Source organism: Streptomyces sp. NPDC026672 (assembly GCF_040638185.1).
Lineage (GTDB): Bacteria > Actinomycetota > Actinomycetes > Streptomycetales > Streptomycetaceae > Streptomyces.
Genome location: NZ_JBEZXS010000003.1, coordinates 124,786 through 138,408, shown reverse-complemented (window position 1 = coordinate 138,408; position 13,623 = coordinate 124,786). Strand labels below are relative to the sequence as shown.

Annotated in this window: 11 protein-coding genes; 5 read left to right on the top strand and 6 right to left on the bottom strand. The window is 74.6% G+C overall.

From position 1 onward, the window contains the following. Window positions 1-10 precede the first annotated feature (10 nt). Both AB0F77_RS03955 and AB0F77_RS03950 read right to left on the bottom strand, forming a co-directional pair. Window positions 11-1,792, bottom strand: coding sequence for a sulfatase (locus tag AB0F77_RS03955; protein ID WP_361940971.1), 1,782 nt, complete (start codon window positions 1,790-1,792; stop codon window positions 11-13). 41 nt (window positions 1,793-1,833) lie between these two features. Then, window positions 1,834-2,421: a PadR family transcriptional regulator gene (locus AB0F77_RS03950; protein WP_361940968.1), complete on the bottom strand. Its 588-nt coding sequence runs from the start codon at window positions 2,419-2,421 to the stop codon at window positions 1,834-1,836. 87 nt (window positions 2,422-2,508) lie between these two features. Here AB0F77_RS03950 and AB0F77_RS03945 point away from each other — a divergent pair, with 87 nt between their 5' ends. Both AB0F77_RS03945 and AB0F77_RS03940 read left to right on the top strand, forming a co-directional pair. After that, complete coding sequence (locus AB0F77_RS03945; RefSeq protein WP_361940965.1) at window positions 2,509-3,573, top strand: formylglycine-generating enzyme family protein; 1,065 nt, start codon at window positions 2,509-2,511, stop codon at window positions 3,571-3,573. A 61-nt stretch (window positions 3,574-3,634) separates the two neighbouring features. Beyond that, complete coding sequence (locus AB0F77_RS03940; RefSeq protein WP_361941490.1) at window positions 3,635-4,789, top strand: aminotransferase class I/II-fold pyridoxal phosphate-dependent enzyme; 1,155 nt, start codon at window positions 3,635-3,637, stop codon at window positions 4,787-4,789. Window positions 4,790-4,915: 126 nt separating this feature from the next. Here the strand turns inward: AB0F77_RS03940 and AB0F77_RS03935 are convergent, their stop codons facing one another. Continuing rightward, complete coding sequence (locus tag AB0F77_RS03935; protein WP_361940962.1) at window positions 4,916-6,139, bottom strand: helix-turn-helix domain-containing protein; 1,224 nt, start codon at window positions 6,137-6,139, stop codon at window positions 4,916-4,918. Between the two features lie 212 nt (window positions 6,140-6,351). On the opposite strand from AB0F77_RS03935, the gene AB0F77_RS03930 reads away from it, so the two are divergent. Further along, the gene (locus AB0F77_RS03930; protein ID WP_361940959.1) at window positions 6,352-7,839 is read left to right on the top strand and encodes a long-chain fatty acid--CoA ligase; all 1,488 of its coding nucleotides are present in this window, start codon (window positions 6,352-6,354) and stop codon (window positions 7,837-7,839) included. A gap of 10 nt (window positions 7,840-7,849) precedes the next feature. On the opposite strand, the gene AB0F77_RS03925 is transcribed toward AB0F77_RS03930, so the two are convergent. Next, window positions 7,850-8,725 (bottom strand): helix-turn-helix transcriptional regulator, encoded by an 876-nt coding sequence (locus AB0F77_RS03925; RefSeq protein ID WP_361940956.1) that lies wholly within the window; start codon window positions 8,723-8,725, stop codon window positions 7,850-7,852. A 229-nt stretch (window positions 8,726-8,954) separates the two neighbouring features. Between AB0F77_RS03925 and AB0F77_RS03920 the strand changes: the two genes are divergently transcribed. Continuing rightward, window positions 8,955-9,722 carry an SDR family NAD(P)-dependent oxidoreductase gene (locus AB0F77_RS03920; RefSeq protein WP_361940953.1) on the top strand — a complete coding sequence of 256 codons (768 nt, stop codon included), beginning with the start codon at window positions 8,955-8,957 and terminating at the stop codon, window positions 9,720-9,722. 67 nt (window positions 9,723-9,789) lie between these two features. Here the strand turns inward: AB0F77_RS03920 and AB0F77_RS03915 are convergent, their stop codons facing one another. Both AB0F77_RS03915 and AB0F77_RS03910 read right to left on the bottom strand, forming a co-directional pair. Then, the gene (locus AB0F77_RS03915; RefSeq protein WP_361940950.1) at window positions 9,790-11,964 is read right to left on the bottom strand and encodes a hypothetical protein; all 2,175 of its coding nucleotides are present in this window, start codon (window positions 11,962-11,964) and stop codon (window positions 9,790-9,792) included. Window positions 11,965-12,017: 53 nt separating this feature from the next. Beyond that, on the bottom strand, window positions 12,018-12,239 hold the full coding sequence (locus AB0F77_RS03910) for a hypothetical protein (protein WP_361940947.1): 222 nt from the start codon (window positions 12,237-12,239) through the stop codon (window positions 12,018-12,020). 105 nt (window positions 12,240-12,344) lie between these two features. Between AB0F77_RS03910 and AB0F77_RS03905 the strand changes: the two genes are divergently transcribed. Further along, on the top strand, window positions 12,345-13,613 hold the full coding sequence (locus tag AB0F77_RS03905) for a CHAT domain-containing protein (protein ID WP_361940944.1): 1,269 nt from the start codon (window positions 12,345-12,347) through the stop codon (window positions 13,611-13,613). Window positions 13,614-13,623 lie beyond the last annotated feature (10 nt).

Here is a 13,623-nt window from a genome sequence, read left to right as displayed (position 1 = left end):
TCCCCGGGGGCTACGCCGCCGTCAGCGCCGCCAGTTCCTCGTCCAGGGCGCGCAGCGCCGTCACCGTCACGCCGGGTGTCGTCGCCGCGAGTTGGTACGGCGAGCGGTCGGCGACGCGGCGGGCGAACTCCGGGTTGGCCACCAGCGGCAGATGGCGCAGCACCGCGGCCCGCGCGGACGCGTCCGCCAGCAACTCGCCCAGCGGCGTGGTCACGTTGGCGTCGGCGCGGTTGAACTCCTCGGCCGGCGGCATCTCCTGCGTGGACGCGAGCACCTGCGCGTACTGGCGGCGGGCCAGCAGGTGCTCCTCGGCGACCGGTCCCGTCGCGGGCAGGCCGAGCCGTTCGAACTGGCTCTCCGGCGCGTCCGACGCCCGCATCAGGTCCGTCAGCAGCGTCGCCATGCGCAGCTCCAGCTCGTCCGAGAGCAGCGGCCGGCGCTGCTCCGGGTCGTTCTCCAGGTCGAACAGCAGCGTGCCGAAGGCGTACGGATTGCCCCAGGTGCTGCCCGGGAGCCGCAGCACCGGCACGTCCCTGGTGAACGGCAGCGGGGCGATCAGCTCCGCGTCCGTCAACTCCTCCGGGGCGAACCGGCTCGCCATGTGCGTCGGCATCAACGTGTGCTCGTACAGCGGGTCGTTGGACTCCCGCAGCGGCGCCCTCATGTACACGTACCGCCCGTCCGTCACGTTGACGTGGCTGCCGAACGCGCCGAACAGCCCGGCCGTGCGCACCGGTTCGTCCGCGGCCACCGCCTCACCGAGCGGCGCGCCCTGCATCCGGTCGGGCGCCGGGACCCCGAAGTAGTCGAGCAGCGTCGGCCCGAGGTCGATCGTCTGCACCAGGCTCGCGCGCCGTTCGCCCCGCACACCGCTGCGCGGGTCCCAGATGAACAGCGGTGTGTGGATGTTCTCGTCGTACCAGGGCTGCACGTTCTTGCCCCACCAGCCGTGCTCGCCGAGCAGCAGCCCGTGGTCGGTGCAGACGATCAGCAGGGTGTCGTCCCACAGCCCGTGCTCGTCCATGGTGTCGAGCACCCGGCCGAGCGACTTGTCGCACATCGTCAGCAGGGCGGAGTACTCCGCGCGTATCCGCGCCACGCGGTCCTCGTCCTCCGTGACCCGCCGGTAGTCGGGCCAGTCGGCCTGTACGCCGTCGTCCGGCAGCGGACGCAGATAGTGCGAGCGGTGCTCGTCGTACGTGAAGAACGGCTCGTGCGGGTCGAAGCACTCGATCTGGAGGAACCAGCGGTCGGCGTCCGCGTTCGTGGTGATGAACTCCAGGCCCGCGTCGACCGTGAGCGTCTGCGAGTGCAGGTCCTCGGTCGGCATGTACCGGCGGTTGATCCAGTCCTGCCGGCGCCCCGAGTCCGGCCGCCACCCCAGGGACGGCGGCAGCACCGGGTCCGCCACGTGCCCCTTCCACTTGTCGCCCTCCTGGCCGCGGAAGAACTCGTAGGAGTCGTAGCGGTTGTGGTAGGTGGCGCCGCCGTCCTCCCAGTAGTGCTGGTGGTCCGTGACGAGGTGGGTGTAGACCCCGGCGTGCGACAGCATCTCCGGCACCGAGTCGTCGTACGGCTCCAGCGGACCCCACGACCGGTGCAGGAAGTTGTGCCTGCCTGTGTGGATCTCCCGGCGGGCCGGCATGCACGGCATGCTCCCGGCGTACGCGTTGTCGAACACGGCGGTGAGCCGGCTCAGCCGCTCGAAGTGGGGGGCGTGGACTCCCTCGGCGCCGTAGGGAGGCAGGAAGCGTCGGTTGAGGGTGTCGAACATGACCATGATCGCGCGCACGCGGCGGGCTCCTTCGCTGGGTGGGACGGTCCTCGCGGCGGTCAGGACGACGCGGGCGCGGAGGTGACGTGGGCCGCGTCCAGCGCCACCAGCGTCTCCTCCAGCCACGCGATCCAGGAGTCGATCTCGGCCATCCCGCGGATGTGGGTCAGCTCCTCCAGGAGCCGCGCCCGCGCCACGTCGACCTCGGGGATCGGGGAGACGAAGGTCTGGGTGCGGTCGCGGCCCCGGTGCAGGGCCACCTGCTCCCTGCGGGCGGCCAGTTCGGTCTCGACGAGCGCGCGCAGCCCGACGGGGTCGACGATCCCGCCGAAGAAGAACCGCACGAGGAAGTCCGGGTCCTGGTGCCGGGCCGGGGGCCGGTACGGGGAGCGTGCCCAGGCGAGCAGTTCCGCGCGGCCGGCCTCGGTCATCGTGTAGAGCTTGGCGTCGGGCCGTTTCTCGCGCGGGTCCACGGTGTGGGTGATCCAGCCGTTGGTCTCCATGCGGGTCAGCAGCCGGTAGATCTGGCTCTGGTCGGCGTTCGAGCGGAAGAACTTCCCGCCCTCCGCCAGCCACTTCCTCAGGTCGTACCCGCTCCAGGGGCGCTGGGCGAACAGGCCCAGCAGGATGTGCTCGAATTTGATCACCGACTGGTCCCGTCTCCGCCTGTGCCAGGGAGCTATAGGATTAGTCCCCTATTGGTCGGCATCATTCTACGCAGGAGGGCGAGGACCGTGGCTCGCTGCTGTGTTCCCTCCGCCGGACCCGGGGACGACCCGCCGGGCGACGCGGCGCACTCCGCGCCACCGGTTGCCGCGCACACCGCGCCACCGACCGCCGCCCGCACCGCGCCTCCGTCCCGGTCGGTCGCCGCACCGGGCCGCCGCCACCCTCTCGCCCAGGCGCACGTCCCCGCCGGGCGGTTCCTGATGGGCGACGCCTTCGGGGAGGGTTACCCGGACGACGGCGAGGTGCCCGTCCACCCCGTACGGCTCGACGCCTTCAGCATCGACACCACGCCCGTCACCAACACCGCGTTCGCCGCGTTCGTCCAGGACACCGGGTACCCGACCGAGGCCGAACTGGCCGGACACTCAGCGGTGTTCGCCCTGCACCTGCGCGCGGAGCCCGCCGACGTCCTCGCCGTCTTCCCCGAGACCCCCTGGTGGGTGGACGTGCGCGGGGCCGACTGGCGCCATCCGCACGGTCCCGGCTCCACCCTCGACGGCCGCGGCTCCCACCCCGTCGTCCAGGTCACCCGCGCCGACGCCGAGGCGTACTGCGCCTGGGCCGGACGCCGACTGCCCACCGAGGCGGAATGGGAGTACGCGGCGCGCGGCGGCGCAGAGTCCCGCCGCTACCCGTGGGGCGACGACCTCACCCCCGGCGGCGCCCACCACTGCAACATCTGGCAGGGCACCTTCCCGGTCGAGAACACCGAGGAGGACGGCTGGAGCGCCACCTCGCCCGTCGGTGCCTTCCCGGCCGGCGGGTTCGGCCTGCACGACACGGCGGGCAACGTCTGGGAGTGGTGCGCCGACTGGTTCGACCCCGGCTACTACGCCCGCTCGCCCGAGTACGACCCGCGCGGCCCCGGGACCGGCACCCTGGCGGTGACCCGCGGCGGCTCCTACCTGTGCCACGACTCCTACTGCAACCGCTACCGGACCGCGGCCCGCACCGGCAACACCCCGCACTCGTCGGCGGCCAACTGCGGCTTCCGCACGGTCTCCGCGCGCCCGCGGGACCTGCCGCCCGGCGGCCCCCGTGCGGACCTTTCCGGCGATCGGTCCGCTTGAGCGCCCCGTGATCGGGGGAGGCGGACCAGCGACGCCCGCCCACAGCCGAGGAGACGTGACCATGCCGCCCGAACTCCTGCCCGTCGACGACCTGGCGACCCTGCGCGGCCGCCGCAGCGCCAAATGGCGGGCCGGTGCGCCGGACGTACTGCCGCTGACCATCGCGGAGATGGACTTCGGTCTCGCACCCGCCGTCCAGGACGTGCTCCGCGACGCCGTCGAGCGCGCCGACACGGGCTACGGCCATGCCCAGCCGGAGCTGGGGGCCGCCCTGGCCGGGTTCGCCGGGCGCCGCTGGGGCTGGGAGATCGACCCCGCGCGGGTGACCGCGACGACGGACGTCAGCACCGGTGTCGTCCACCTGCTGCGGCTGATCGCCCGGCCGGGCGAGGCCGTCGTGATGAACACCCCCGTGTACCCGCCGTTCTACGAGTGGCTGGACGAGGCCGGTGTGCGGCGCGTGGAGGTCCCGCTCGACGGGGCCGGACTCGACCTGGCCGCGCTGGAGTGCGCCTTCGCCGGGCGCCCGGCCGCCTTCCTGCTGTGCAATCCGCAGAACCCGACCGGACGCGCGCACCGGCCGGACGAACTGGCGGCCGTGATCGAACTCGCCCGCCGGTACGAGGTCACCGTCGTCAGCGACGAGATCCACGCGCCCCTGGTCCTGCCGGGCGCGACGTTCACGCCGCTGCTGAGCGTGCCCGGGGCCGCCGAGGTCGCGTTGTCGGTGGTCTCCACCAGCAAGGCGTGGAACCTCGCGGGCCTCAAGTGCGCCGCGATCGTCTCGGGCTCGCCTGCGACCACCGCGATCACCGACCGGCTGCCCCCCGACCTCCGCTGGCGCGTCGGCCACTTCGGTGTGCTCGCCTCGGTCGCCGCCTTCGAGGAGGGCGAGGAATGGCTCGACCGGCTGCTGCTCACCCTGGACGACCGTCGGCGGTTCCTCGGCGAGCTGCTGGAACGGCATCTGCCCGCCGTCTTCTGGCGACCCCCGGAGGCGACCTTCCTCGCCTGGCTCGACTGCGCGGGACTGCCGACCGGTGAGGACAGCGCGCGGGCCTTCCTCGACCACGGCCGGGTGGCGCTCGAACCGGGGGTGAAGTTCGGCTCCCACACCGCCGACCACGTGCGGCTCAACTTCGCCACCGGCCGTGACCTCCTGGAGGAGGCCGTCGTCCGCATGGCCGACGCCGTCGACAAGGCCTCCCGCGCCTGAGCTTGGGCCAGAGGTCCGTCCAGGCTTCCCTCGGGCCGTCGCACACCCAGATGGGCATGCCCTGGTTGATGTTCTCCACGTTTCCGCTGTGGACGGGCGGCAGGTGAAACATCCCGGGCGGGTCCGTCAGACGGGCTCCGCCGGAGGGGCGGCGTCGGCCGTGAGCTCCGCGAGCGACCGTACGGCCCGCAGCGCCGCGACGAGTTCGGCGATGTCGCCGGGGGCCCGCAGCGACCGGCCGGTGAGCTCCTCCAGCCTGCGCAGCCGGTACCGGACGGTGTTGGGATGGCAGTGCAGGGCGTGCGCCGTGCCGGTGGCCGACCCGGCGGCGGTGATCCAGCCGTCGAAGGTGCCGAGGAGCAGTTCCCGCGTCTCGGCGCCGAGGGCCAGCACCGGGCCCAGGACCCTGCGCGCCAGGTCGCCGGCGGCGCCGGGCGCCGACGCCATGACCACGGTCAGCGGATCGTCCTCGAAGCGGGTCACGGACGCGGTCCCCGCCGGTCTGCTCTGCATGGTCAGCCGTGCCTGGCGCAGCGCCTGGCCCGTGCCGTCGAGGGCGGCGAAGGCCAGGCTCACCCCCACCCGCCCCGCGGCGAGCCGCCGCAGGACGGCCACGGTCACGTCGAGGGCGTCCGGGCGCAGCAGGGACACGACGCCGATCTGCGTGTCGGGGCGCAGCGTCCAGGCCGAGGCGACGCCGTGCGCCGAGAGCAGCGCCTGCACGTCCTGGAGGGGTTCCTGGCCGAGCGCGGTGGCCTCCGCGGCGACGGCGGCGAACGGACCCTTCCTGGGCAGGCCGAGGCTCTGCGCCACCTCCCACAGGGTCCCCCGGTCCGTGATCCGCCCGCCGAGCAGGGCCTCGGTCAGGGCGGACCGCTCCCGCTCCTGGGCGCGCAGCAGCTCGGCGGCGCTCTCCCGGTACGCCGCCGTCAGCGCGTCGCTGTACTCGTCCGCGAGCCCCCACACGCTCGCCGCAGCCCGCACCAGCACGGCCGGATCCAGCCGCCGGCGGGCCGCCTCCTCGGTCAGGGCCTCCCAGAACTCGGCGAACCCGAGCCGATAGGCGCGCAGCACGTCCGGCAGCGGGCTGCCCTGGACCGCCCGCCGCCGTCCCGTCCTGCCGGGACCGTCGGGCTCGGCCTCGGCGCCCCGGGCGACCTGGGCGAACACACTGCCGAGGTTGAGCCGGAGCGAGGTGCGCAGTTCGTCCTCGGTGACGACGCCGTTCGGCCCGTAGACGTCGATCTCCTCGCGGATGCGCCGCAGGGAGCGCTCGACGAGTTCCGGCAGCCGGTCCAGCAGGGACTCGGCCACCTCCTCCAGGCCCGGCACGGGCGGACGGTGCGGCATCCCGACAGGCTACGCGAGCCGGTTGTCCCCACCGACAAGCATGGGGGTCCACCTCGTGGAACATCCCGGCGTCCGTTGTTCCCGGGGACAAAGCGGGGCCCGGCATCGTTGTCCGCCGCGCCATTGGTGCCGTCCCACGGGCCGGACACCCTGGAGCGCACCAAGGGCAACGCGGTGATCCCCGGGCAACCGGCCCGCCGACAGGAGGAGACATGGCGAACCTCGCCGACAACCTGGCGAACACGGCCGGACGCCGTCCCGGCCTTCCGGCCCTCCGGTTCGAGGACACCGTGACGACGTACGCGGAACTGGACGCGGCCGCCTCGGGGATCGCGGACCGGCTGCGCGCCGACGGCCTCGCACCGGGGGACCGGGTGGCCGTGATGCTGCCCAACGTCCCGGCCTTCGCCGCCCACTACTACGGCGTACTGCGCGCCGGCGGTGTTGTGGTGCCGGTGAACCCGCTGCTGAAGGCCCGCGAGGTGGAGCACGTCCTCGCCGACTCCGGAGCCGCCCGGCTGTTCGTGCTGGAGGGCTCGGCCGAGGAGGCGGCCGACGGGGCGCGGGCGACCGGGGGCGCCGTGCTCCGGGTGGGCCCGGGGCTGCCCGCGGCGGAGCCCCGCGACGACCGGCCCGCGCCCGTGCGGCGCGGTGACGACGACATCGCCGTCATCCTTTACACCTCCGGCACGACGGGCCGGCCGAAGGGCGCGGCGCTGACCCACCACAATCTGCTGCGCAACGTCGAGATCGTGGCCGAGGAGATCCTGCACGCGGGACCCGAGGACGTGATGATGGGCTGCCTCCCGCTCTTCCACGCCTTCGGCCAGACCTGCGGCCTCAACGCGGCCGTCCGCCAGGGGGCCTGCCTGGTCCTCGTGCCCCGTTTCGACCCCGCCCGGGTGCTCGACCTGATGCGGGAGCTGGGGGTGACCCTCTTCGAGGGGGTCCCCACCATGTACACCGCCCTGCTGCACGGGGCCCCGGCCGGACCCGTCGGCGGCCTGGACCCGCTGCGGCTGTGCGTCTCCGGGGGAGCGGCCCTGCCGACGGAGGTGCTGCACGCCTTCGAGGAGCGCTTCGGATGCGAGATCGCCGAGGGCTACGGGCTCTCGGAGACCTCCCCGGTCACCACCTTCAACCACCTCGACCGGCCCCGCGGGCCCGGCTCGATCGGCACCCCCGTCAGCGGGGTGCGCGTGCGCCTCGTCGACGACGCGGGGCGGGACGTCGGGCCCGGCGAGGTGGGGGAGATCGCCGTACGGGGCCACAACGTGATGGCCGGCTACTGGAACCTGCCCGAGGCGACGGCCGCCGCGATCCCCGACGGATGGTTCAGGACCGGGGACCTCGCCCGACAGGACGAGGAGGGCCGGCTGTACGTGGTCGACCGCAAGAAGGACCTGATCATCCGGGGCGGGTACAACGTCTACCCGCGCGAGGTCGAGGAGGTGCTCTACGAGCACCCGGACGTCGTGGAGGCGGCCGTCGTCGGCGTCCCGCACGACTCCCTCGGCGAGGAGGTGTCCGCGGCCGTCGTCCTCGTCCCGGGCTCCCGGGTGTCAGAGGACGACCTGCGGTCCTTCGTGAAGGAGCGGGTCGCCCCCTACAAGTACCCGCGGCACCTGTGGTTCCTGCCCGCCCTGCCCAAGGGCCCCACGGGCAAGATCCTCAAGCGGGCGATCCGGCCGCCGCGGTGACGGCGGGCGCTCACGCCGTGCGGGGCGTCCCCTCGGAGGAGCGGGCGCCGGTGCCGATCCAGCTGGCGAGGATGTCGATCGCCTCGGCGGACGGCGATCCGGGCTCGGCGGTGTAGAGCACGAGGGTCTGCTCGGGGTCGCCCTCGGCGGCCAGCACGACGTAGTCCAGGGTCAGGTCCCCGACGACCGGGTGCCGCAGCCGTTTGGTGCCGGTCGTGTGGACGAGCACGTCGTGCTCCGCCCACATGCGGCGGAAGGCGGCGCTGCGCAGGGAGAGCTCACCGACCAGCTCGGTGAGGAGCGGATCGTCGGGATGGCGCCCGGCGTACACGCGCAGCGTCGCCACGCAGTCGCCCGCGACCTGCTCCCAGTCGGGGTACAGGGCCTCGGCCGTCTCGTCGAGGAAGACGAACCGCGCGATGTTGCGGTCGCGGTGCGGCAGCGCCTGGAAGTCCGTGATCAGGGCGTGGCCGAGCCGGTTGGCGGCCAGCACGTCCATCCGCCGGCCCTGGACCATCGCCGGTGAGGCGAAGGCGTCCAGGGCCCGGTGCAGGGAGGGGTGGACCCGCTGCGGGGCGAGCGGCCGCTCCGGGCGGGCGCGGCCCGCGGTGGGCTGGGCGAGGTCGAAGAGATGGGCGCGCTCGGTGGTGTTCAGCCGCAGGGCGCGCGCGACCGCGTCCAGGACGCTCTCGGAGACCCCCAGCGTGCGGCCCCGCTCCAGCCGGACGTAGTAGTCGACGCTGACCCCGGCGAGCCGGGCGACCTCCTCGCGGCGCAGCCCCGGCACCCGGCGCACCCGCGGATCCGGGGCGAGGCCGGCCTGCTCCGGGGTGATCCTGGCCCGGCGGCTGCGCAGGAACTCCCGGATCTCGTTGCTGCGGTCCATGGGACCACCGTACGGCGGGCCACGGCGCGTCCGCGCTCCCCAGGGGGTACTGGCAGACCCCCGGAGGAGCGGTACCCCGTAGGGCGGTCCGCCGGGCGCCGGCGCGTGATTGCCTGGACATCGGGCCGCCATGGGGATCACACCCCCTCCGACCAGGCGTTCCGCCTCTCGCGGCCCTTCCGGCACCTCCCGGAATCCTTCCCGCACCTCCCGGAAAGAGGACACACCCATGGCATCGACGCTCACCGGCACCGTCGCGCTCGTCACCGGCGCGAGCAGCGGCATCGGCGCGGCCACGGCCCGCCGGCTCGCCGAGCACGGGGCCGCCGTGGCCTTCGTGGCCCGCCGCAAGGACCGGCTGGTCGATCTCGCCGCCGACATCGAGAGGGCCGGCGGCAGCGCACTGGCGGTCGAGGCGGACATCGCCGACCGCGCACAGGCGGAGGACGCCGTACGGCAGACCGTCGAACGGTTCGGACGGCTCGACACACTGGTCAACAACGCGGGCCTGATGCTGCTCGGCCCGGTCGAGGGCGCGGACGCCGACGAGTGGGACCGCATGCTCGGCGTCAATGTGCGGGGCCTGCTCTCCACCACCCGCGCCGCCCTGCCGCATCTACTGCGCGCGGCCGAGGAGGGGCCGCGCCGGGTCGCCGACGTCGTCAACATCAGCTCGATCGCCGGTCGTGTCGCGTGGAACGGCTACGGCGTCTACAGCCTCACCAAGTTCGGCGTGAACGCGTTCACCGAGTCGCTGCGCCAGGAGGTCACCGAGCGCCATGTGCGCGTGGGCGTCCTGGAGCCGGGCGGCGTGGAGACCGAACTGGGCTCGCACAACGCCCACAAGCCCGAGGTCCGGGAGGCCATCGACGGCTTCTTCGCGCGGACCGAGGCCCTGGCGCCCGAGGACATCGCCGACGGCGTCGCCTACATGGTCACCCGTCCCCGCCACACCTCGGTCGGCGAACTCTGGATCATGCCGACCGAACAGGTGTGACCACGGCCCCCGTACAGGGGCCGGACAGGGGGGCGGCGGGGCTGCGGCCGGGGGAGGGCGGCCGTTCTCAGGGCGCGGGCGGAGAGCCCCCGTGCCCCGGGCCGTGGGGCGGGGCGGCGTGCTCCAGGCCGTGCAGTCGGGCCGCCGCGCGCCGGAAGCGTTCGGCCAGGTCGGGGTCGGTACCGCGCAGCCGCCGCAGATCCGTGTCCGCGGTGCGCAGCGCGGCGGTCAGGAGGCGGGCCCTGCCGCGTTCGAGGCGCAGGACCGCCCGCGCGGGGGCGCCCGCCGCGGCGTGGGCGTGCGCGGCCTCCGCGGCCACCTCCGTCGCCCGCGCCAGCCAGATCTCCGCGGCGGGGCGGGTCAGTTGGGTCCGGACGAGCAGGTCGACGGCGTCCACCGCGTGGTCGAACGCCTCCGCGGCCTCCTCATGGGCCTCCCGGCGCGTCGCCCAGGCCCCCCACGAGCGGCCGGCCACCAGCCGCACCGGGACGTTGTCCGGGTCGGCGAGCCGACAGCCCTCCCGGTAGGCGCGCACGGCCTCCGCGGCGTCCCCCGGCCGCCCGCGGTCGGCCAAAGCGTGCCCCAACTCGACGAGCCTGCCCGCCCGTTCGGGAGCGTCGGGCGCGCCGGCGCGGACGGCGAGGCGCAGCATCCCGATGGCCTCGTCGAGCGGCGCGCGCCGCCCGGTCCGCCGCGCCGAGGCACGCAGCGCCGCGGCGTGGTTGGTCAACACCGCGGCCGTGTACGGCGACTCCTCACCGACCGCCCGCCGGACCTGCTCGTGGACCTCCACCGACCGTTCCAAGGAGGCGCGGTCCCCGGCCAGTTCGGCGTGCAGCCGCAGCGCCGCGGCGAGGTTTCCCCGGCGCAGGGGCAGATCGGGCGAGCCGTCGCCGGTCAGGGCGACGGCCCGTTCGTGCAGCCCGACCGCCCGGTGCGCCTCGGCCGCGTCGTCGAGGCGGCGGGCGCTCAGCCGCAGGCTCGTCCCCCACTGGTCCAGGTACAGCGCCTCGTCGTCCCGTTCGGGGCCCGGCGCGATCGCCGCCCGCTCGTGGGCGCGCACCGCCTCCCGCAGATCGGCCAGGTCACCGTGGCGTTCGTGCCGGGTCAGCAGGACGGTGCCCAGCCCGCTGCTGTGCGCCGCGTGCTCCGGCGAGCCCGGCGGCGCGGCCCGCTCGGCCTCGGTGTACAGCGCCACGGCCTCGTCCAGCGCGTCCCTGCCCTCGTGGACGTGACGGTCGGCGAGCACCGAACCCAAGTGCGCGAGCCGGGCCGGTCGTTCGGGCGAGCGGGGGGCCGTCCCGGCGAGCGACTCCCGCAGACACTCCTCCGCACGGCGCAGCTCCCGGACGGAGCCGGTGCACCCGAAGAACTCGGACAGGGCCACCCCGAGGTTGCCCAACGCCCGCGCGGACCGGCCACCGTGTCGCACCGCGCGCTCGAACCACACGACGGCGTCGGCCAGATCGGCGGAGGAGCCGGTGGCGAAGTGGCGGGCGCGCAGCACGGACGCGAGACTCGTCAGCATGCCGGCGTCGCGCGCGCCGGACGGCCACGGACCGTCGGGGTCCGCGGGCTCCTCGCGCTCCACCACCCGGCGCAGCAGCTCCGCCGCCCGGTCCAGGGCCGCGGGGTGCCGGTCGACCCGGTGCCGCAGTTCGAGCGCCCAGGCCAGATTGGTGACCGCGTCCAGCCGTTCCGGGGTGCTCGGCGGGGTCAGCGCGTACACGGCGTCGAGGAGGCCGACGGCACGGCCCACGTCCGCCGCCGAGCCCGCGCGGTCGGCGCGACGCAGCAGGGCGACACCGAGGTGGCCGTACGCCACCACGCGCTGCGGCGCGGTGACACAGCGGTCGGCGGCCCGCTCGCAGCGGTCCACGGCGGTGTCGAGGTCGGCACGGTGCCCGGACCCGGCCGCCCGGTCCAGCGCGTCCAGGGCGGCCTCCACCAGCTCCTCCCACCGCTCCTGCGCGGGGTCGGCCGCCGTCAGTCCGCCGAACACCCGGGCCGGGCCCTCGTCCCGGCACCGCTCGAGGAGCAGCCGGTGGTACTCGAACGTGTCCGCGGTGGTGTGGTCGGCGCCGGACCGCGCCTCCTCCTCCCAGGAGGCGAGCAGGGCCAGGGCCTCGTCCCCGGTCAGCCGCGGCCGCGAGGCCACCAGCCGCTCGGCGCCCGCCCAGTCCGGGCAGGACAGGAAGCGGTCCACCAGCCGCTCCAGACGCCGGTCCCGAAGCCGCCGCACGAGAGCGGCCGTCCGGCTCACCGCGTCCGGCCGACCCGTCTCGGCCGTCCGGCTCACCGCGGGCGTCCGGCAGCCCGCTCCAGCAGATGCTCGTCCCCCGTCTCGTCGTGGCAGACGCGCGGGCGGTTGCCCAGGTTGTCGAGCGAGTCCGCGTCCCGGGCGAGCCGCACATGCTCCTCGTGCGCCTCCAGGGCCTCGCGGGCCGCCTCCGGATCACCCGTACCGGCGTACCGGTCACGTGCCCGGTACGCCGCCTCGGCCCGGTCGTCGGTCACGGGCACTCCCTCTCGGACGGTCGACTCGCCTCCCCAGTGTGAGCGTTCATCTACGCTGAGTTCCACCGGATCGGCGAAGGAGCCGACGGTGCTGGGGGTGATGGGGTGGACCGCTTCGAGGAGATCCGCGCGGCCAGGCGCGAACTCGACGCCGTCGTGGACGAGATCCGGCGGCTCGACGGGTTCGAGGACTTCCTGCCCGAACCGACCGAGGAGGACGTCCACCGCGCCGCCCAGGAGCAGCCGCTGGTGTACCTCTCGGCGGCCGAACGCGGCGGAGTCGCCCTCGTCGTCCACGACCACGACGTACGCCAGGTGGACCTGCCCGACCTGACCGCCGAGGCGGTGCGCACCCGGGCGCGCGCCCACGACGACGCCCACAGGGCGTACGCGGCCGACCGCGCCGGACGGCTGACCCAGTGGGAGAAGTCCCTGGAGACGACCACGCAATGGCTCTGGGACGACCTCATGGGCCCCGTCTGCGACACCCTGCGCGCCTCCGACCGGGCCGTCCTGGTGGCCGGCGGCCTGCTCGGGCTGCTGCCCCTGCACGCGGCCTGGACCGAGGACCCGGCCGCGCCCACCGGACGCCGGTACGCCCTCGACGACCTCGTCCTCAGCTATGTGCCCAACGCCCGCTCCCTGACCTCGGCCCGCGCACGGGCCGCAGGCCGCGTCGAGCGGCTGGCCGTCGTCGTGGACCCGGCCGGACGGCCGCCCCTGGGCTCGGCCGAGCAGGAGGCCCGCGCGGCGGCGGCCGGTTTCCCGGGCCGTACGACCGTGCTGCGCGGACCGGCCGCCCACGCCGTCGCGGCCCGCGACGCCCTCGCCGACGCCGACGCCGCGCACTTCGCCTGTCACGGGCAGGCCGATCTGCTCACCCCGCTGGACAGCGCACTGCTCCTGGCCGGCACCGACGAACTGCGGCTGCGCGACCTGCTGGCGCTGCGGCTTACGCTCCGCCTGGCCGTGCTGTCCGCCTGCGAGTCGTACCTGCCGGGCACCGTCCTGCCGGACGAGGTGGTGTCGCTGCCCGGCGGACTGCTCCAGGCGGGTGTCGCCGGTGTCGTCGCCGCCATGTGGTCGCTGCCCGACGTACCGGCCGCACTCCTCATGACCGACTTCTACCGGCGCTGGCGCACCGAGGACGGCCACCCGGCCACGGCGCTGCGCGACGCCCAGGTCTGGCTGCGCGACGTGCCCAACGGCGAACGGTTCGCCCTCCTCCAGCAGGCCCTCGCCGCCGGCGAGCCCTGGCTGCCGGACGACGAGACCACCGAAGGACTCCTGCTGGCACTGGAGTTCCAGGAGGACGACGAGCGCTCCTTCGCCGACCTCCACTCCTGGGCCGGCTTCGGCCACTTCGGGGCGTGACGGGCCGCAC

Coding starts and splice junctions, on each gene's coding strand:
- AB0F77_RS03935 (WP_361940962.1), bottom strand. CDS start 6,139: ATGCCGCACCGTCCGCCCGTGCCGGGCCTGGAGGAGGTGGCCGAGTCC.
- AB0F77_RS03940 (WP_361941490.1), top strand. CDS start 3,635: ATGCCGCCCGAACTCCTGCCCGTCGACGACCTGGCGACCCTGCGCGGC.
- AB0F77_RS03920 (WP_361940953.1), top strand. CDS start 8,955: ATGGCATCGACGCTCACCGGCACCGTCGCGCTCGTCACCGGCGCGAGC.
- AB0F77_RS03925 (WP_361940956.1), bottom strand. CDS start 8,725: ATGGACCGCAGCAACGAGATCCGGGAGTTCCTGCGCAGCCGCCGGGCC.
- AB0F77_RS03930 (WP_361940959.1), top strand. CDS start 6,352: ATGGCGAACCTCGCCGACAACCTGGCGAACACGGCCGGACGCCGTCCC.